The organism is Enterobacter sp. HNDS-6 (assembly GCF_039850505.1).
GTDB classification, from domain to species: Bacteria; Pseudomonadota; Gammaproteobacteria; order Enterobacterales; family Enterobacteriaceae; genus Enterobacter; species Enterobacter kobei.
Genome location: NZ_CP156673.1, coordinates 4,344,205 through 4,362,815 on the forward strand (window position 1 = coordinate 4,344,205; position 18,611 = coordinate 4,362,815).

Genomic DNA, 18,611 nt, shown 5'->3' on the forward strand with positions numbered 1-18,611 from the left:
ATCACGCCCCCTTCAGGTTAGCGGTTTTTCAGCGCGTCGCTGACGATTTCATCGAACTGTTCAAAAGGCACCCAGCCGGGCAGCAATCCCTCACCAATCAGCGTGGCGGGCGTACCCTGAATGCCCATTTTTTCCGCGACAAGCAGGCTGCGCTTGATCGTCATCAGACTCTCCTCATCAGGCGTGGTAACGCTGACCCCTGCCCGTTTTTGCGCTTCCTGAATGCTGGCGTCATCGTGGTACCCCTTTTTGGCCATCAGGGTATTGTTCAGTTTCATAAACGCCCCGGGATCCTGACGCCAGAGCGTGAGCGCATCGCGCGCGGCGGTCAGCGAACTTTCCGAGCGGTAAGGTAAAAACTTAAACACCACGGCGACATCGGGATGTTTTTCTACGATCTTCTCCAGATAGGGGTCGAATTTCTTGCAGTACGGGCAGTTGTAGTCGGTAAACACCACCAGGGTGAGTTTCGGATTTTTCGCGCCGATACGCGGGGAATTCGGATCGTTAAACAGAAAATCTGCGATCATCTTCTGCGCACGTTGCTCCTGATCTGGCGTCAGCGGCTGAGCGGCCATCACCTGAGCCGAGGCCAGCAGGAGCATCAGCGTGATAAGGAATTTTTTCATAATACGTTTAGCCTTTTGCATTGTTCAGGGTGGTGACCAGGGTGCGTTTATCCAGCAGCGGTGAGAGGATTTCGCCCTCCGGCAGACCAGGGCCATATACCGCATTAAACGGAATAGCGTAGCGGTTTCGCTTCGCCAGAAAATCCGCGATAAAGGCGGACGGCTGGCTCCAGTCACCGCGCAGCGCCACTACGTCCGGCTGACTCAGCGCGGCAATGATGTCTGGCTGATTCAGGACCCGATGCTCGTTAACTTTGCAGGTCACACACCAGTCCGCCGAAATATCCACAAACACCCGTTTCCCCTGAGAAAGCGCCTGCTGGATGGCGTCTTCACTCAGTGGCTGCCACGGGATGGCCTCAGCGATATGTTGCGCCGGAGCGTCCGGCGGCGAGGTAAACACTCCGCGCAGCTGATACCCGCCAAACGCCGACAGCGCGATGACCACGATCCAGAACAACGGCGAGGAGGTTTGCCCCTTCAACGCGAACAGCACCAGCGCGACAACAATCAGCACCAGCACCACGATCTGACTCACCATTGCCCCCAGATGCAGGCTCAGCAGCGTCGCCAGCCAGAGGCTGGAGGCCAGCATCATCAGGCCCAGGATCGCTTTAAGCGTGTTCATCCAGCGGCCAGGCTTCGGCAGCAGCATGGCCGTTTTTGGCACCAGGGCGACAAACAGCCACGGCAGGCTCATGCCCACGCCGAGCATCAGGAAGATGAGCCACAGGGCGTGCAGCGGCGCGCCAAGGGCAAAGGCAACTGCGGTACCGAGGAACGGTGCGGAGCACGGCGTGGCCAGCAGCGTAGCAAACATCCCTTCGCAGAAACTGCCGCCAAGCCCAGCCCCGCCTGCCGTAGCCAGTCGCCCGGTAGCGGCAGAAGGCAGCAGCATCTCAAACGTTCCAAACAGGTTCAGCGCAAAGAGGAAGGTCACGGTAACCATCAGCCCGATAAACCACGGGTTCTGGAACTGAATGCCCCAGCCCAGGGACGCCCCGGCCAGCTTCAGCCCGGTCACCATGGCGGCCAGCAGCATAAAGGAGGTGAGGATACCGGCGCTGGTTGCCAGGAAGCGCAGCCTGATGACGCGTCTGTCCGAACCCGCCTGCAGAATACTGTTAAGCTTCATTCCCATCACCGGCAGCACGCACGGCATCAGGTTGAGGATCAGCCCGCCCAGCAGGGCTAAGAGCACCATTTTGCCCGTCCCGCCTGGGGCGGAAGGCTCGGCGGGCGTAGCGCCAACGGTCATCGTGGTTTGCTGTGCGTCACTGCCATTGGTCAGCACAAATGACAGCCTCTTTCCTTCCAGCGACGTGGGCTTATCGCCCCATTCGTCGGTGACGGGCACCGTGACCCGAAGCGTATTGCCATCGTGCTTAATGGCCGGCTCGCCGGGCAGAATATCCCCCTCCAGCGGGTCAAAGTAGATCCCCGGATTATCCCATTTCCCGTCGGTCGTTCCCGTCACCACCAGGTTGCCGTCAGAGAGCCAGGCGGACAGATCGGCGGAAACGCCAGACGTGCCCGGCACGGCATGCATCGCGCGGTCAAAGGCGTGACGGAAACCGTCATCCACCGGCTGTGTAAAATCGAGATGCAGCGGGTAGTCCGTCAGGAGACAAACGTTACTGCACGTGGAGAGCGTGAGCGTGCCGTCGAGCGTGTCGCCCTTCACACCGTCGAGCACGATGGGGATCGTGACCTTATCGTGATAGCCCTGCGTGGTCATACCGGAGATATCGAATCGCGACGGTACCGGCCAGGACCAGCTATCCGTAACGCCCTGCGGCCAGGCGATTTTTGGCGCGACGCCACCCTCGCCCGGCGACCGCCAGTAGGTTTTCCAGCCGGGCTTTAGCTCAACGGTGAGCAGGCCTGTAATGTGCGTTTGTTCCCTTTCCGCCTGAAAGCGGATGCGGGCGTGATCGTTTTGTGGGGAGACCAGCCAGCCGGTGTCCGCCGCATGGACAATGCCGATGCAGGACAGCCACAGGAAGACGAATCCCCTGAAGAGGTTAACCATGTTTTACTCCGTGAACAGTGAAAAATTATCGTGTGATGACGATGATTTTCATTCACGGAAAACGCAGTTTTTAAGGTGTATTCGGGGAGGCGGTGCCTGAACGGGCTGTTCCACGGGCGCAAATGCCCGCCCTTGCGTAAACAGCTGCAGCAGCGCGAAGAAGATAATAATGGCCGGCAGCGCGCCGTCAAAGAACAGCGGCTGCGCGCAAAGCAGGGAGTGCGCGCCTAGCTGACAGGGTGAAGGCCCAGACTCCCCGGCGTTGCTTTGCGACGGGGCGTCTGCACTCAGGGCGATCTGCGGCTCCAGTCCCTGTAAAAAATGGTTGAGCATGACCGCACGCTGCACGAGGCAAAGCGCCATCGCGAGACAGGTAACGATCAAAAGCCATTTTCCGAGGAGCTGACGGTTGCGCATAACATTCCAGAGTAACAAGACGCCCCGATCATAAACGATAGTGATGAATCTACAAGTACCGGAAGTGTAAGGTTTTGTCTGAGGCCGCTATTCGCCCGTCAGGGCATCATAGATATCCCGCAACCGCGTGCGCAGAAACAGCACCGCCTTGTGCTTGCGGGATAACAGCGCCTGTTCGCTGGCCCCCGTCTCCTCTGCCAGCATTTTAATGCTGTAGCCGTGAAGCTCGGTCTTTTCAAACACCTCGCGCTGCGGCGGCGGCAGTTCAGACAGGGCCTGCCCCAGCTCTTCCCACAGCAGCGTTTTGAGATACTCCTCTTCCGGCGTCTGCGGGACACCGAACAGGGTTTCGGCCAGCTCGTCCTCCGGGAAGCCCTCCTCCTCTTCATCCGTAAAATAGCCGGAGAGCGACACCTCGCGTTTCTTACGCGCCCGGTCGGTCATCTCGTTACGCGCCGCGCGGAACAGCCAGGCGGCGACGTTTTCGACCGGCTGCTCCACCTTCATCAGCTGATAGGTCACTTCCTGCAAAATGTCGTCGGCGTCGTCGCGCACGGACGTTCGTCCGCGAATAAAGGCCTTCAGCCGGGCGCGGCAGGCGTTGAGCGCCGACATCAACAGGGATCCGCCCACCTCTCCGGCTTTCATCTCGCTCACTCTGCGTCCGGCGCTTTTGGCGTAGCGTCATCGCGCTTATCGTCACGATGACCGTGCCAGCCGCAGTGGCCGCGCCCGTGGCGACCAAAGCCTTCGCGGCGCTGCTGAATAAACGCCTCGCGCTGCTCGGGCGTCATGTTCATCCAGCGCTCGTGCATCCGGCGGTGCGCGCCAAACATCCCCGGGCGGAAGCCCAGCCCGCCAAACAGAATGCGGCTCAGTACCAGAATGCCCAGCGCCTGCCAGAATCCGATGGCCTTCACGCCGAGGATCGCCGGGAGCAAGGCGTTCCACAGGGACATCACCAGCAGGCCGAGCACGATGAAAATCACCGCGCCGATGACTAAGCCCTTGCCCATACGGTGACGACCGAATCCGCGCCCGTGACCTCTGCCGTGCAGTTCAAAATCTCTCATGGTGTTTACCTCGTTTATCGTAACTGATTATGGCTTGTGATGAGGTAGACGGATAAGGGAGGGAAATATTGCTGAGGGGAATGAAATAATTTTACGGATGCGCAATCGCAGCGAGTGCCCGGCGGCGCTAACGCTTGCACGGGCCTACAGATTTCGTAGGCCGGGTAAGCGTCAGCGCCACCCGGCAGATTTAAAGAATTACGCCTGCACCGGCAACCTAAAACTCGAAATACTCCGTGAAAGCTGCTGCGCCTGCTCTTCCAGCGAGGCAGCCGCCGCAGCGGACTGCTGCACCAGCGCGGCGTTCTGCTGGGTCACGCCGTCCATTTCGGTCACCGCCTGCCCGACCTGGCTGATCCCACGGCTCTGCTCTTCCGAAGCCACGGAGATCTGCTCCATCAGCGTATTCACTTTGTTCACCGATGAAATAATCGAGTCAATCACCTCGCCCGAGCGGTTGACCAGCTCCGCACCGTTTTTCACGCTGGAAACCGACTGCGCAATCAGGCTTTCAATGTCTTTGGCCGCCACCGCGCTTTTCTGTGCGAGGGTTCGCACTTCACTGGCCACTACCGCAAAACCGCGGCCCTGCGTACCGGCGCGCGCCGCTTCCACCGCTGCGTTCAGCGCCAGAATGTTGGTCTGGAAGGCAATGCTGTTAATCACGCTGGTAATGTCTTCGATGCGCTTCGAATTCGCCGCGATGGTATTCATCGTGTCGATCACCTCGCGGGTCACCGCTTCGCCGGTATGGGCATTGTGCACCGCATCCTGCACCAGTTTTCCGGCCTGATACACGTTATCGGTATTGTTCGCCACCGTCGCGCTCAGCTCTTCCATGCTTGCCGCCGTCTGGGTCAACGCGGAAGCCTGCTGCTCGGTACGTGATGCGAGGTCGATATTGCCGGAAGCAATCTCCTGCGCCGCGTGCGTCACGGTGTGGCTCGCATCGCGCACCTGAGCAATAGTGGCCAGCAGTGCCTGACGCATCTGCTCCATCGAGCCCATCAGGTGGTCGATTTCATTATGCGAACTCCCCTTCACCGGCACCGGAATGTCGAGCTTGCCCGCGGCGATCTGGCTGCAGTGCTCGCGCGCCAGGTTGACCGGCGCAAAGACGAAGCGCTTCATGAAGAGGCTGACGGCAACAATCACCAGCACAAACAGGCAGGCGATAACGGCAATCATCACCAGGCCGGAGACGAAATTACTGCTCGCGTCTTCGTTCAGGCTTTTGGCGTATTTCTGGTGGACGGAAAGGACCTGGTCGAGAACGATTTCGTACTGGCGGTCGAGGCGGGAAACTTCCGGGATCAGCGCGTTAAATTTAGCAACATCTTGTGCCTCAGCGGCATCGATCAGCGGCGCCAGCCCCTGGTTGCGGTAGTTTTGCCAGGCATCCTGATAGGCACTCACCTGAGGCGCTTCATCCGTGAGTCGCGGCGAAGCCATAAAGGCCGCAAAGGCGTGGTCCGCTTTGGTCAGCGCCTCTTTTACTGTAGCAAGCTTCGCCGCCCCGTCTGCCGAGTTGCCCGCTTCCACCATCTTCACATACTCCATCACGCGAACGCGCAGCGTACGGCTATGGTTGATGGGGTCAATAATCGACAGCACAACCTGGATCTCTTTGTTGACGTTATCCAGGGAATTATTACTTTTAATGATGAGGCCAACGCTGGTGACGGTGCTGACCACAAAGAACAAAAGCAGTGAGAACAGGACAATCAGGGATGACTTTTTCAACGACATAAACCAATACCTCAAGGAGAATTATTCCTTATGGTTATCGGCGCATCCAAAACTTAAATTAATTAAAGTTATTGATGTATCGAACGAGGCTATACCGCTGACTTATAGCGCCGCTGCAGGGTGGCATTGAGCTTGCGCTGCAACGGCTGCGGCGTCTCCCCTTCGATCAATTTGCCAATCAGATCAAAGCAATGCCACGCCAGCTGGCGATTGTCCTGGCGAATGGTATCCACCGGGATCGTCAGCGAATCGTAGAGATAGTGATCGTCAAAGCTGGCTAATCTGATATCACTTTGCATCAGGTTATGTTGACCCATATAGCGCAGTACCCCTTCCAGCAGCCCGCAGGCGGCGGTGAACAGGGCTTTCGGTGGGCGCCCCAGACGGGCGCAGAGTTCGGCGAACATTTCGTAGCCGGAGCTAGGGTGGTAGTTGCCGTGAATGATCCACTCGGGGCGCAGTTCCACACCGGCCGCTCGCAGACCTTGCTTAAACCCTTCCAGACGGTCGCGCGTCGGAGAAAGGCGCGGCTGTCCGCCCAGAAAATAGAATTCATCCGGATGCTGGCGGGCAATATCCGCCACCAGTTCCGTCGTTGGGGTGACGGAATCGGTGATCACCAGCGGCAACGTGCTGTCGTTCATATGGCGGTCAAAAAGCACCACGGGCAGCTGCTCGCTGAGTTTCAGGTAGTCCGCATCATTAAGCATGCTGGAGGCGACAATCAGTCCGTCGACCTGACGCGCCACCATGTTGTTGACGACCACCGTCTCCTGCCCCGGATTTTCATCGCTACAGGAGATCAGCAGCTGGACGCCCGCCTCGCGGCACAGCGTTTCCAGCTCGTGAGAAAAGACGGCAAAGCCGTAGTTGGTGATCTCCGGCACCACCAGACCAATGGTGTGGCTACGGTTATCGCGCAGTGACCGGGCGTGAATGCTGGGCTGATAGTGGTGCTCTTTCGCAATCGCCAGCACGCGTTCACGCGTCTCTTCCGCCACGCGAAGCTCTTTGCTGCGCCCGTTCAGGACCAGGCTGGCGGTGGCTTTTGACACACCCGCCAGCTCCGCGATGTCTTTAATGGTGACGCGTTTTGTTTTTCTCACAACGACTTAGATCCGGCTGCCAAAACCCTCATTCTATCATGCAGGCGTGCAGCGACCAGTAGCGTAATGTGATATCGGACGCACCTTCGAAGCGCACCCAGGCCGGATGGTCAGGAAAATAGCGGCTGCTCATCACCCCTTCGCCATGATTGATGAAAATTTCAACGCTGGAGCGGTCGCACAGGACGCGTAAATGGTGGACGTCCCCCTGCCAGTAGCGGGTCAACGTCTCACCGGTTTTCAGGCTTGCGCGTTCCAGCCGCACGCCCTGCTCATCAACCATGAGGCGCAGCGCGCCCGCAAAATCGACGTTCACCTGCGAGGCGCTTAACTCAAACTCCAGTCGCGCGGCATCCAGAACGGGCGCATCGCTGGCACGTCCCTGCCAGTGCTGCTCCTCTTCACGCAGCGCCGCCAGCTCACGCACCGGAGTCTGCCAGAGCTTGCCGTCGCGATACTGCAATTCGCGCGGGCAGGTCATCTGGTGCATCCAGCCGTGCGACCGCGTCGGCTGAAGCATCTCTTCCCCGTCCGGTACACCCATCCAGCCAATCAGAATGCGTCGTCCATCTTCCGCCAGCGTCGTTTGCGGGGCGTAAAACTCAAAGCCCGCGTCAAGCTCGTGCAGCTCGCCGTGCGCAAACGTGCCGCGTTCATAGCTAAACGCCCCACTCATCCAGGCGGCCGGATAGGTGTTGAGATAGCGATACGGCTCGCGCGCCAGCCCCTGCGGACAGCAAATCAACACGTGCGTACCGTCGAGCGCGAATAGGTCCGGGCACTCCCACATATAACCTGCGTCCTTCAGGCCGTTGACCCCGTAACCAGCGATTTCACCGCAGGAAGCCCAGGCATGTAAATCAGCGGATTTAAACAGCAGCACTTTGCCGCGCTTTTGCAGATCCTGCGCGCCCAGCACCATGTACCACAGCCCGTCGTGTTGCCACACTTTCGGGTCACGCACATGACCGGTGTAGCCCTCCGGCAGCGCCAGCACCGGCCCCTGCTTTTTAAAGGTGCCGTCCGGCTGTTCCTCGGCCAGGCACTGCCAGGCGGTACGGCTGCCGTCATCGAACTTCACGTTGCCGGTATAGCACAGCGTCAGCACGCCCTGGTTATCCACGGCGCTACCGGAGTAGCAGCCGTTGCGGTCATACTCTTCGTCGGGCATCAGCGCCAGCGGCTCATGCTGCCAGTGGACCAGGTCCGCAGAACTCCAGTGCCCCCAGCATTTAAAACGATGCTCACAGTCCAGCGGATTCCACTGATAGAACAGATGGTAGCGACCGGCAAACCAGATAAACCCGTTGGGATCGTTCATCAGCCCCGTCACCGGCGCGGCGTGCCATTGCGGATAATGGCTGTCAGCCTGCGCGCGCGGCTGCCCTTTCATAACGGCCTGCAGAATCGCAGGCCAGCGGGAAGGTAACGTCATTATTCAGAGTCCGTTTTATATTTCAGCAGCAGCGAGACGGTAAACGCCACGCCGAAGGCAATCACCATGCCGATAATATAGTTGAGCAGCGAGCTGGCCTGCACGATGGCCATACCCGGAATGGCGGTCAACCCGACGGCAGTCATGTAGACATGCACAGAGACCACCCAGGCGCCCCCCACCGCGCCACCAATCAACGCGGCAATAAACGGCTTAACGAAACGCAGGTTGATACCAAAAATAGCCGCCTCGGTGATGCCCAGCATCGCAGAGAACGCCGACGGTAACGTAATGGCTTTGATTTTGGCATCGTTGGTTTTGAACCACACCGCCAGACAGGCACCGCCCTGCGCCACGTTCGCCATGGCCCAGATCGGCAGCAGGAAGTTCACGCCAATCGACGGGTTGCCCAGCAGCCCCGCTTCAATCGCGTGGAAGCTGTGGTGAATACCGGTGATCACAATCACCGAATACAGTCCGCCAAACAGCAGCCCGGCAAGCCAGCCCGCGTGGGCGATAAGCGTGCTCAGGATAAAGGAGATACCATCCCCTAAGGCGCGTCCCGCCGGACCAATAATCAGCAAGGCGATAAAGCCAGAGATCACAACGGTGAGGAACGGCGTCAGGATCAGGTCCAGCGCATCCGGAATCACGCGGCGCAGGTTTTTCTCCACGATGCTCATAAACCAGACGGCCAGCAGCACCGGAAATACCGTGCCCTGATAGCCAATCATCGCGATTTCCAGGCCGAAGAAGTTCATGGTGTGGAAACCGGACGCCACGCCCCAGGCGTTAGTGAGCGCCGGGTGGGTCAGGATGCCGCCCAGCGTCGCGCCCAGGTACGGGTTACCGCCAAACTCCCGCGCGGCGGTAAAGCCGATCAGGATCGGCAGAATGATAAACGCCGCCGAACTGCACATGTCCAGCATGATATAGATAGCGTTGTCCGCATTGACCCAGCCGTAGGTTTTCACCATGCCGAGCAGGCCCATCAGCAGGCCGGACGCCACAATCGCAGGAATGATCGGCACAAAGATATTGGAGAGCAGACGCGCTATGCGCTGGAACGGGTTCAGCTTGCGCGCCGCCAGGTCCGCCGCCTCAGACTTGCTGGACTCGCTAATCCCCGCCGCCTGAATAAACGCGGCGTAGACTTTATTCACCACGCCCGTACCAAAAATCACCTGCATCTGCCCGGCGTTACGGAAACAGCCTTTAACGCCGTCGACCTTGCCGATCGCCTGCTGATCGGCCAGCGCGTCATCAACCAGCACCAGACGAAGACGCGTTGCGCAGTGCGCCGCGCTGGCGATATTTTCCTTGCCACCCAGCAGCGGAATAAGCTCGCGGGCGATTTGATTAAAATCCATAGATACCTCTGCCTGACTTCTTTTTTATGATGTGCGAAACGCCCCCGCCAGGCGGGAGCGTGATGGGTTAAAACCAGGTTTCCATCTGGACCCCAAAGTTCCATTCCCCGCCGGCGTTGAAACCGCTGCTGCCAAAGGCATCATCGCTGGCGTAATTATCCAGTTTGCTGCTCCAGTCCATCCAGGTGGCGAACAGGCGAAGCTCCGGGCGGCTGAAGAAATCGCCGATTTTGCTCGCTTTTAACGTCGGAGCAAAGGTCAGCTTGTAGAAACTGCCGTTGACGGCGTTTCGGTCTTTATAACCTTCCGGGTTTAAGTCCATGTACTGATAGCTTCCCTCAAACGCCAGCGCGAAATTCTGGGTCACCTCTTTAATCAGGCGGGTGTTGAGCGTGACCCACTCATAGCTGTCGCCTTTGACGTAGCGATCTTTACTGCTCTGCGCCAGGACGGCAGGCGCAATGCTCCAGCCACCGCCAATTGGCGTGACACCGTAACTTGCAAAGCGCCAGGTATCTGCCTCGGACAGCAGTGCGCCATCGGAGCCGATGCTTTTCACTTCCGCCCCCAGCCCGTGACCATACAGCAGCGCGGTTTTGGCCGTCCCCTCCCGCAGGCCGTAGAAGCTCTCGTTGTGCAAGCCCACCAGGGCATGAACGCCCGTGTTGGCGGCATCCGTTTTGATGAGATCGCCGTTCGCGTCTTTACGATCGTCATTATCTTTTGCCCGCAGGCCGCTCACCATCAGCTGGAGCGGCCCGGCGAAGTGGTTCATGCTGAGGATATAGTTCTGAACGTTATTGTCGGTCTGCTCCACGCTGCCGAAGTTGCGGCCATAGAGGGAGAAGTTACTGCGCAGCGAATCGTTCCATTTCACGTCGTAGACGCCACCACCGGTACCGGCCAGGAACACCACGTCGGAATCCAGCCAGTGAATATCAAAGTTATCGCGGTCGAAGCGTTTACCTGCCCAGAAGGTACTGCCCTTCAGCGCGCCGGTGAAATCAGGGAGATTGCCCAGCTCCGCAAAGGCCTGACGAATATTGAGATCGCTGGTATCAGCTGACCAGTCGTTATAGGTTCTCTGGCCGTCGGCCAGCATCGCTTTAAAGCGCGTCGTCGCCCCGTTATCCAGGGTCTGTTTGTGCTCCAGGTTCAGCTCAACGTAGGTGTCGGCTTCATTGCCCAGACGCCCTACTGCACCACCGGTTTCGCCGGCTGGGGTCAGATACGGACCGCTTTTGCTGCTGGAGGCCGCGTCATTCATCAGCAGGCCGGAACGAGCGTAGCCGTGGAACTCAAACCCGCTGCTTTGATCCGCTTTCTTCTCCAGCGCAGTGGTGCGCTGCGCCACCGCCTGGGTTGTTGACTGCGTCTGCTGCTGCGCGGCAACGAGCTGCTGCGTTTTTTGTTCTGCTTCCGTGGCGCGTTTCTCCGCCCTCTGCGCGCGCGTCTCTGCGTCCTGAAGGCGTTGTTCCATTGCGGCAAGCCGCGCTTCGATACTTGTCATATCCGTTTGGGCAAAAACAGAGGTACTTCCGGCCAGCATGCCTATCATCACGGCAAGTCTGCGTTTTTTATACATTTTGTCGCATCCCTCAAAGAAGTCATTAAACGTGCTAAACTGCTAAACCGGTTTAGGTTGCTGATACTAAACTGGTGAATTTTGGATCGGCAATCTTTTTTGCTAAACCGTTTTAGTAAGTGTGATCGGGGCAACAATTCAGGCCGTCGACCGACGGCCTGTGAAGGGAGAAATTACAGCTCGTGCTGCCAGGGCAAGGCGGTCATCGCCCCTTTCGCAGTGGTGGCTAGCGCGCCGCAGCGCTGGGCTAAGGTGATGGCGGGAACCAGTTCAAGACCGGCGGCCAGCCCGTAGAGCAGTCCGGCGACGAAGGCATCCCCCGCGCCGGTGGTATCGACACACTTAACCGGGGTTGCCGGATAGTGGTTCACGGTGCCTTCATGCCAGGCAATAACGCCCTCTTTACCCTGCGTGACGAGCACCCGCCGCGCCGGACAGCGGCGCATGAGTGCAGCCAGACCGGCGTGCACCTGCTCCTCGTCGGTTAAAAATGCCAGTTCCTCGACGGAGAGTTTCACCACATCAGCACGTTGCAGCGCCTCTTCAAGGCTGCGTCGAAGTGCGGTTTCATCCGGCCAGAGATCCGGGCGTATATTGGGGTCAAAACTGACGTAACCGCCCGCCTTCCTGATGGCATCCATCGCCTGAAAGGCCGCACTGCGGCTGGGTTCAGCGCTTAGCGCGATGGAGCAGACGTGCAGCCATTCACCCTGGCTGAAGGTAGGCAGATCGGCAGGTTCCAGAAACAGATCGGCGCTCGGGCGCACCATAAAGGTAAACGAACGTTCGCCCTGTTCGTCGAGATCGACCACCACCGTTGAGGTGCGGTGTGCCGGGTCAAGGCGCATCCACTGCACATCGACCCGCTCGTCAGCCAGTGTGTGAGCCATAAAGCGCCCGAAAGGATCGTCTCCAACTCTGCCGATAAACGCGCTACGCCCCCCCAGGCGGGCAATACCGACCGCAACGTTTGCCGGGGCGCCACCCGGACATTGCAGTAATCTCCCTTCTCCATCAGGCAGCAGATCCACCACCGCATCACCCAGTACCCAGATTTTTTCCATGTGAACCTCGAAGCTAAACTATGTTAAACCGTTTTAGCTATTTAAGCACAGGCAGGACGACGGGGAAATAACGCGAGTGGAAAATTGCCTTAACGCACCAGGTGCGGCCAGTGAATATCTCCGACGCCGTTAAGCAGCGGGCGGGCAAACAGGAAGCCCTGGAAGCGGCGGATCCCAGCAGATTCGAGCCAGCACCACTCCTCTATTTTCTCGATACCTTCCGCCACCAGGGTGATTTCGAGATCGGAGCAGCAGCTAATAATCGAGCGTACAATCGCCTGTTTCGGACCGCTCAGGTGAATATCGCTGATAATCTCCCGGTCAATCTTAATTTTATCCGGCTGGAAGCGCGTCAGCAGAGAGAGACCGGCATAGCCGGAACCAAAATCATCAATCGCCATGCCAACCCCCTCACCGCGAAGTTGTTTAATGGCGCTGTTGAACTGATTCAGTCCGGATATCATCTCGTTTTCAGTGATTTCCAGCACCACCTGCTCTGGCTGAAGCCCGTGTTTTTTAATCTCACCGACCAGAAATTCCACTGCGCCAGGGACATTCACCAGCGACATCGGCAACAGGTTGACCGCAATTTTGTGGCTGCCAATCCCCAGCTTTTCCGCCAGCGCAAAGGCATAGGCTTTCGTCTGGAGATCGACCTGATAGAGGGTGTCCGGGTCAAGGGCGCGGAAGAACAGCTCCGGACTGCCGCCGTCATTGCTGCGGATAAGAGCTTCAAGGGAGCTGATCTTGCCTTCCGAAGGCTCAACAATCGGTTGAAGCGCAAATTGACAGGTTTGCGCGGCAATCAGGCCCAGAGACTCGCCAAAGGGTAAGGTTTCGGGTTCGAGCGCCCACTTTGCCGGATCGTAACGTCCACCCGACGGGTTCGGACGCTTATCTGTAATAAACGTCTGAATAAATTTGAATACGCGGTCATCGGAGGCCAGGTAACTGTCGAGTTTGCTGTAACGCAGCACCGATTGCAGCACCTCTTTCGGCGACTGCGTCTGCAGATCGAACAGCAGCATCCCGACGTTTTCAAATCGTCTGCGCGGGCCATAATCCCGCATCAGTTCAACCACTCCGCTGTGCCGCTTGTCATCACGGATTTTATTGAACAGCCTGACCACTCCCTCTTCGGAACCTTCAAGAATTTGCAGAACGTCATCCCCTTTAGAGAGGAGCACACCGGTTATATTCAGCTTCGCGTTACGGCGTCTGGCGCGCTCCACCACCTCCCGGAGTTCGGTTGACGGGTGGGATAAATTCAACTGGCTTCGGTAAATGAGAGTCGTCAGCACAAAACGGGTTCCGATGAGAGAGGTGCCTTGAAGGTATTATTTAACATACTTAATCATTGCGACCTAACATATTCACACAACAGAAGAACGTTACTTTTTCTCATCCCCGATTCGGCTGTTGATCCTCTCCTCCATGTAGCCGTAGAACGGGTTTGAGGTGACCCGCATAAGCGCCTCTTTCCCGACACTCAACACAGAGGTTTCCCCCCAGAGCGCTATCGTCCCCAGGCTAATGCCATAGCGGTTTTTCACGTCAGGCTCCCGGCCATAGAGATCGTCATTCGGCGGGAACGGCACCGCAACGTGCGACAGGGAATAGACATCCTGCGGCCAGGACTGCCCAAGCGGTACGACCGTCTCGTGAGTGCTCCCTGCCGGGGTGATTTTCGCTACCGTTGAGAAACTGTGTTCATTCGCATTGGTAATAACCGTGACAGTGTAACGTCGATCGGCAGTAGGCAGCAGCGCTGAGGTGGCCGTCCAGGACGATGGCTTGAACAGCGGACGGAAGCTCGCCGCCTGGTTGATATCAAATACCACCAGCTCGCTGCCATTTGCCGGAAGCTGATCAAACAAGCCGCTCACCACCGCGCGGGTGCTGACGGTGGAATCCATCACCGACTGGAATGCCAGAACCGGCGGCAGCGTTGCCAACCTGTTTTCCCGCGCCTCCCGGCCAATCTGCTCCTGCAGCGCCTTCGTCAACAGCCACGACTGGCGGGCGGCGTTCACCGGGAACGAGTTGTATTTATACGGGTTATATTCCGGGGAAATATTCAGCCACGCCGCTTTGGCAAACGCCGGGAGCAGCGCCGGTAACCCGGCGAAACCGGCGAATCGCGCGAATGCCGTCACGCCGATCATCGGCGACAGCAGCACCAGCTGCTGCGGCTTACGCAGCGATGGCGCGTCAAGTGCATCGAGGGCATATTTCATCGCCAGCGCCCCGCCGTTGGAATAGCCCACCAGATGCAGGGGCACATTTTCTCCCGCCAGACGCGTCGCTTCCCGAACGGCAAGGCGCGTCGCCGCCAGCCACATCTCCCAGTCAACGTCCGTCAGCGCGCCAGGCGCGGTGCCGTGTCCGGGCAGGCGCGGAACCACGGCCACAAAGCCGTGGGCCTGATAATTCTGAGCAAGATGTCTGACGCTATAGGGTGAATCCGTCAGTCCATGAAGCAACACCACCGCGCCGCGCGGCTTTCCGGCTGGCATGAGTACAAAAGAGCGGTTGGCATCCGGTGAAAACTGACCCGGCCAGACCAGGCTCTGGCGGTAATAGCGGTTTAGCGGCGTTTGTTCCTCATGCTCTGTTTTTGCCGTCACCGCGGTATTAAGATCGGCGAAAATGGCATTTTCGCGGGCAACATACCCGGCAAAGTCAGCGCCATCGAGCTCGCGTACGGACATCTCATCTGCCCGCCAGGTATGCCAGAGATGCAGTTCAGGCCCCTGCTGCGAGAGATAGACCCGCACTGCCAGCAGGACGACCAGTACGATCCCCACCACCATCGCTATTTTCTTAACAAGCACCATCAGATGCTCGCTGACTCGCCAGGGCCAATTCGCCATGCCGGGATCCCTTTCATGTCTACTGTGTTTCTATCTTATCAAAAATGTGAACGGGCTGACGTATTCACCAAATTCATACGTGCAGATTCTGTCACTGCACCAAAAGTGAACTACGCTGCACAAATGTTGATCATTCGTTAACTAAATATTGCATGAAGTTTACAGCAGAGCAGGCATTCCCTCGCCTGTGTTCCTGGCACGCGTCATGCATTGTTAACGAGGTAACACAAGATCGGCTTTTGACAGCGTGTTAACAGCGAGGCGGTATGACGACGAAACCTGAGATGTTGGGCCGTATCGAAACGATGTTTAGCCAGTTCACGCCCAGCGAAAAACGGGTCGGAAGCTGGTTGCTTGCCCACGCCGCGCAGATACCGTTTGAAACGGCTGAAAGCGTCGGTCAGGCGAGCGGGACGAGCGGGATCACCGTGGGACGCTTTCTGCGCAAGCTGGGCTACCTCAACCTGGAGGATGTCAAAAAGAGCCTGCGCGATCCGTATCAGCCCTGGGGTATGAACGAACGTCTGGACTCCTGGCAACAGCAGCGCCCCCTGCCCAACCGCCTTCAGCACGCCCTTTCGCTGGAAGTGGACGCCATCACGCAGGTGTATCAGCTCGCGCAAACGGACGTCTTCCGCCAGGTCGTACACAACCTGGCCCATGCGGATGCGGTGTTTGTGCTGGGGATCCAGTCCACCCGCGGGATCGCCAACGCCTTCTTCAGCCACCTTGAGTACCTGCGCCCGCGCGTGAGCTATTCGGAGGGGGCATCCGGAAGCTGGGTGGAATCCCTCAACTCGGGGTTTTCGCACCCTTATGTCGTGCTGACCGATACGCGCGCCTACTCCGCGATGGCCCGCCAGTACTGCCGCGTCGCGAGCGAAAAAGGCATTCCGCTGGCCTTAATCACCGACATCTGGTGTCCGTGGGCGCGGGATTATCCGATGGACTTACTGCAGGTGAAAACCGATACCGGTCATTTCTGGGATTCACTTGCCCCCGTGAGCTGTTTGTTCAACCTGCTGCTGTCGGGCGTGGTGGAAGCGTTGGGTGATGCGCTCCCGGCACGTCTGGCGGTAAACCGGCAATTACAACAAGAGTTTGGTCAATTCGAACGCTAAAGGAGCGGAGCTATGCCCGAAGAGAGTGAACTGATTGATGTGGCGAAGACATTTCCCACGCTGCATATCGATCTGAAGTACGCCACTGCCGACAACATCACCGGTCGCCCGATCTACCAAGAGGCGCTGTGCCTGCTGCATACCGACGCCGCCACCGCGCTGGCAAAAGCCATCAGCATTGCCACGCTGGCCGGGCTGAAGCTGGTGGTGTACGACGCCTACCGACCGCAGCAGGCGCAGGCCCAGCTGTGGGATGCCTGCCCGAACCCGGAGTATGTGGTCGACGTGGCGATTGGCTCCAATCACAGTCGCGGCACGGCCATCGACGTCACGCTGATGGACGAACACAATACCGTGCTGGATATGGGCGCCGGTTTTGACGAAATGCACGACCGCTCGCATCCGTATCACCCTTCCGTACCGCCGCACGCCCAGCGCAACCGTCTGCTGCTGAATGCCATCATGTTCGGTGGCGGTTTTGTCGGTATCAGCAGCGAATGGTGGCACTTTGAACTGCCGAACGCCGCCAGCTACCCGCTGCTTGATGACCGTTTTGCCTGTTTTCCCCTGACGCACACCCCTCTTTAAACCTGGAGCACTGCCATGAAAACATCGCTTCTCACGACCCTGATCGCCGCCACGCTGGTAATGAACGCTCCGCTGGCGCTGGCTGCCGTCCCGAAAGACATGCTGGTGATTGGTAAAGCCGCCGACCCGCAAACGCTCGACCCTGCCATCACCATTGATAACAACGACTGGACCGTCACCTATCCGTCCTATCAGCGTCTGGTCAAGTACAAGCCAGGCTCTACCGAGGTGGAAGGCGATCTCTCGACAGGCTGGAAAGCGTCCGACGACCAGAAAGAGTGGACCTTTACCCTGGCGGATAACGCGAAATTCTCCGACGGCACGCCGGTCACCGCCGAAGCGGTAAAACGCTCTTTTGAACGCCTGCTGAAGCTCGGCCAGGGCCCGTCTGAAGCTTTCCCGAAAGATCTGAAAATTGATGCGGTAGATGACCATACGGTGAAATTCACCCTCAGCCAGCCGTTTGCTCCCTTCCTTTACACGCTGGCAAATGACGGGGCATCCATCATTAACCCGGCAGTGCTGAAGGAAAATGCCGCGGACGATGCGCGCGGTTTCCTGGCGCAAAACACCGCCGGTTCCGGGCCGTTTATGCTCAAAAGCTGGCAGAAAGGCCAGCAACTGGTGCTGGTGCCTAACCCACACTGGCAGGGTGAAAAACCGCACTTTAAGCGTGTATCGGTAAAAATTATCGGAGAGAGCGCCTCCCGCCGATTGCAGCTTTCCCGCGGCGATCTGGACATTGCCGACTCCCTGCCGGTCGATCAGCTCTCGGCCCTGAAGCAGGAAGGAAAAGTCGCCGTCGCGGAATACCCGTCCCTGCGCGTGACCTATCTCTACCTCAACAACAGCAAAGCGCCGCTCAATCAGGTGGATTTACGTCGAGCCATTTCATGGGCGACGGACTACCAGGGCATGGTGAAGGGCATTCTGAGCGGCAACGGCAAGCAGATGCGCGGCCCGATCCCGGAAGGCATGTGGGGCTTTGACGCCACGGCAATGCAGTACAGCTTCGATGAGGCCAAAGCGAAAGCGGTCCTGGAGAAGGTCAAAGACAAGCCCGCCAGCCTGACCTTCCTTTACTCGGATAACGATCCGAACTGGGAGCCTATCGCCCTCTCAACCCAGGCCAGCCTCGGCAAGATCGGCATTAACGTCAAGCTTGAGAAACTGGCGAACGCCACCATGCGCGACCGCGTCGGTAAAGGCGATTACGACATTGCGATCGGTAACTGGAGCCCGGACTTTGCCGACCCCTATATGTTCATGAACTACTGGTTCGAATCAGACAAAAAAGGGCTGCCGGGCAACCGTTCGTTCTATGAAAACAAAGAGGTCGACTCGCTGCTGCAGGCCGCGCTGAAAACCACCGATCAGGCAGAACGCACCAAAGATTACCAGCAGGCGCAAAAAGTGGTGATTGACGAGGCGGCCTACGTTTATCTGTTCCAGAAGAACTATCAGCTGGCGATGAACAAAGAGGTTAAAGGCTTCACCTTTAATCCGATGCTTGAGCAGGTGTTCAACATCGCCACCATGAGTAAATAACGAATTCGCCGGGGGAAAGTG

General features: G+C 58.1%; 16 protein-coding genes. 3 read left to right on the plus strand and 13 right to left on the minus strand.

Annotation, left to right across the window (positions count from 1 at the left end; translation table 11 throughout):
• Positions 1–17: 17 nt before the first annotated feature.
• The 13 genes from ABFI50_RS20315 to ABFI50_RS20375 form a co-directional block, all read right to left on the minus strand.
• Entirely contained in the window at positions 18–629 is a 612-nt protein-coding gene (locus tag ABFI50_RS20315; RefSeq protein ID WP_196347623.1) for a DsbA family protein, read from the minus strand.
• 7 nt (positions 630–636) lie between these two features.
• Positions 637–2,661, minus strand: a complete 2,025-nt coding sequence (locus ABFI50_RS20320; protein ID WP_347484929.1) for a protein-disulfide reductase DsbD domain-containing protein — start codon at positions 2,659–2,661, stop codon at positions 637–639.
• Between the two features lie 48 nt (positions 2,662–2,709).
• Positions 2,710–3,078, minus strand: coding sequence for a hypothetical protein (locus ABFI50_RS20325; protein WP_014883880.1), 369 nt, complete (start codon positions 3,076–3,078; stop codon positions 2,710–2,712).
• Between the two features lie 87 nt (positions 3,079–3,165).
• Positions 3,166–3,735 (minus strand): RNA polymerase sigma factor, encoded by a 570-nt coding sequence (locus ABFI50_RS20330; protein WP_032628975.1) that lies wholly within the window; start codon positions 3,733–3,735, stop codon positions 3,166–3,168.
• Positions 3,732–4,151, minus strand: coding sequence for a hypothetical protein (locus tag ABFI50_RS20335; RefSeq protein ID WP_023292366.1), 420 nt, complete (start codon positions 4,149–4,151; stop codon positions 3,732–3,734). Before ABFI50_RS20335 ends, ABFI50_RS20330 begins: the two co-directional genes overlap by 4 nt.
• Positions 4,152–4,349: 198 nt before the next feature.
• A complete protein-coding gene (locus tag ABFI50_RS20340) occupies positions 4,350–5,900 on the minus strand; it encodes a methyl-accepting chemotaxis protein (RefSeq protein ID WP_045268176.1) in 1,551 nt (516 codons plus the stop codon).
• An 89-nt stretch (positions 5,901–5,989) separates the two neighbouring features.
• Entirely contained in the window at positions 5,990–7,006 is a 1,017-nt protein-coding gene (locus ABFI50_RS20345) for a LacI family DNA-binding transcriptional regulator (protein ID WP_023338335.1), read from the minus strand.
• Positions 7,007–7,034: 28 nt separating this feature from the next.
• A complete protein-coding gene (locus tag ABFI50_RS20350) occupies positions 7,035–8,441 on the minus strand; it encodes a sucrose-6-phosphate hydrolase (protein WP_347484933.1) in 1,407 nt (468 codons plus the stop codon).
• The gene (locus tag ABFI50_RS20355; protein WP_014883886.1) at positions 8,441–9,811 is read right to left on the minus strand and encodes a sucrose-specific PTS transporter subunit IIBC; all 1,371 of its coding nucleotides are present in this window, start codon (positions 9,809–9,811) and stop codon (positions 8,441–8,443) included. The genes ABFI50_RS20350 and ABFI50_RS20355 overlap by 1 nt, the downstream gene beginning before the upstream one ends.
• Positions 9,812–9,878: 67 nt before the next feature.
• Positions 9,879–11,396 carry a carbohydrate porin gene (locus ABFI50_RS20360; protein ID WP_045134002.1) on the minus strand — a complete coding sequence of 506 codons (1,518 nt, stop codon included), beginning with the start codon at positions 11,394–11,396 and terminating at the stop codon, positions 9,879–9,881.
• A gap of 173 nt (positions 11,397–11,569) precedes the next feature.
• Entirely contained in the window at positions 11,570–12,460 is an 891-nt protein-coding gene (locus ABFI50_RS20365; protein WP_196361525.1) for an aminoimidazole riboside kinase, read from the minus strand.
• 89 nt (positions 12,461–12,549) lie between these two features.
• The gene (locus tag ABFI50_RS20370) at positions 12,550–13,761 is read right to left on the minus strand and encodes a diguanylate phosphodiesterase (RefSeq protein ID WP_049010582.1); all 1,212 of its coding nucleotides are present in this window, start codon (positions 13,759–13,761) and stop codon (positions 12,550–12,552) included.
• 90 nt (positions 13,762–13,851) lie between these two features.
• Positions 13,852–15,333, minus strand: coding sequence for an alpha/beta hydrolase (locus ABFI50_RS20375; RefSeq protein WP_045282125.1), 1,482 nt, complete (start codon positions 15,331–15,333; stop codon positions 13,852–13,854).
• Between the two features lie 266 nt (positions 15,334–15,599).
• On the opposite strand from ABFI50_RS20375, the gene ABFI50_RS20380 reads away from it, so the two are divergent.
• Genes ABFI50_RS20380 through ABFI50_RS20390 form a run of 3 tightly spaced genes read left to right on the plus strand, consistent with a single transcriptional unit; the run spans position 15,600 to position 18,590 of the window.
• The gene (locus ABFI50_RS20380) at positions 15,600–16,454 is read left to right on the plus strand and encodes a MurR/RpiR family transcriptional regulator (protein ID WP_059373084.1); all 855 of its coding nucleotides are present in this window, start codon (positions 15,600–15,602) and stop codon (positions 16,452–16,454) included.
• Between the two features lie 12 nt (positions 16,455–16,466).
• A complete protein-coding gene (gene ddpX / locus ABFI50_RS20385; protein WP_014883892.1) occupies positions 16,467–17,042 on the plus strand; it encodes a D-alanyl-D-alanine dipeptidase in 576 nt (191 codons plus the stop codon).
• Between the two features lie 15 nt (positions 17,043–17,057).
• On the plus strand, positions 17,058–18,590 hold the full coding sequence (locus tag ABFI50_RS20390) for an ABC transporter substrate-binding protein (RefSeq protein WP_059373665.1): 1,533 nt from the start codon (positions 17,058–17,060) through the stop codon (positions 18,588–18,590).
• Positions 18,591–18,611 lie beyond the last annotated feature (21 nt).

Bases quoted from the DNA above. Each gene is read 5' to 3' on its own strand.
- ddpX (WP_014883892.1), top strand. From the start codon at position 16,467: ATGCCCGAAGAGAGTGAACTGATTGATGTGGCGAAGACATTTCCCACG.
- ABFI50_RS20335 (WP_023292366.1), bottom strand. From the start codon at position 4,151: ATGAGAGATTTTGAACTGCACGGCAGAGGTCACGGGCGCGGATTCGGT.
- ABFI50_RS20340 (WP_045268176.1), bottom strand. From the start codon at position 5,900: ATGTCGTTGAAAAAGTCATCCCTGATTGTCCTGTTCTCACTGCTTTTG.
- ABFI50_RS20360 (WP_045134002.1), bottom strand. From the start codon at position 11,396: ATGTATAAAAAACGCAGACTTGCCGTGATGATAGGCATGCTGGCCGGA.
- ABFI50_RS20365 (WP_196361525.1), bottom strand. From the start codon at position 12,460: ATGGAAAAAATCTGGGTACTGGGTGATGCGGTGGTGGATCTGCTGCCT.
- ABFI50_RS20375 (WP_045282125.1), bottom strand. From the start codon at position 15,333: ATGGCGAATTGGCCCTGGCGAGTCAGCGAGCATCTGATGGTGCTTGTT.
- ABFI50_RS20355 (WP_014883886.1), bottom strand. From the start codon at position 9,811: ATGGATTTTAATCAAATCGCCCGCGAGCTTATTCCGCTGCTGGGTGGC.
- ABFI50_RS20320 (WP_347484929.1), bottom strand. From the start codon at position 2,661: ATGGTTAACCTCTTCAGGGGATTCGTCTTCCTGTGGCTGTCCTGCATC.
- ABFI50_RS20350 (WP_347484933.1), bottom strand. From the start codon at position 8,441: ATGACGTTACCTTCCCGCTGGCCTGCGATTCTGCAGGCCGTTATGAAA.
- ABFI50_RS20380 (WP_059373084.1), top strand. From the start codon at position 15,600: ATGACGACGAAACCTGAGATGTTGGGCCGTATCGAAACGATGTTTAGC.
- ABFI50_RS20325 (WP_014883880.1), bottom strand. From the start codon at position 3,078: ATGCGCAACCGTCAGCTCCTCGGAAAATGGCTTTTGATCGTTACCTGT.
- ABFI50_RS20315 (WP_196347623.1), bottom strand. From the start codon at position 629: ATGAAAAAATTCCTTATCACGCTGATGCTCCTGCTGGCCTCGGCTCAG.
- ABFI50_RS20390 (WP_059373665.1), top strand. From the start codon at position 17,058: ATGAAAACATCGCTTCTCACGACCCTGATCGCCGCCACGCTGGTAATG.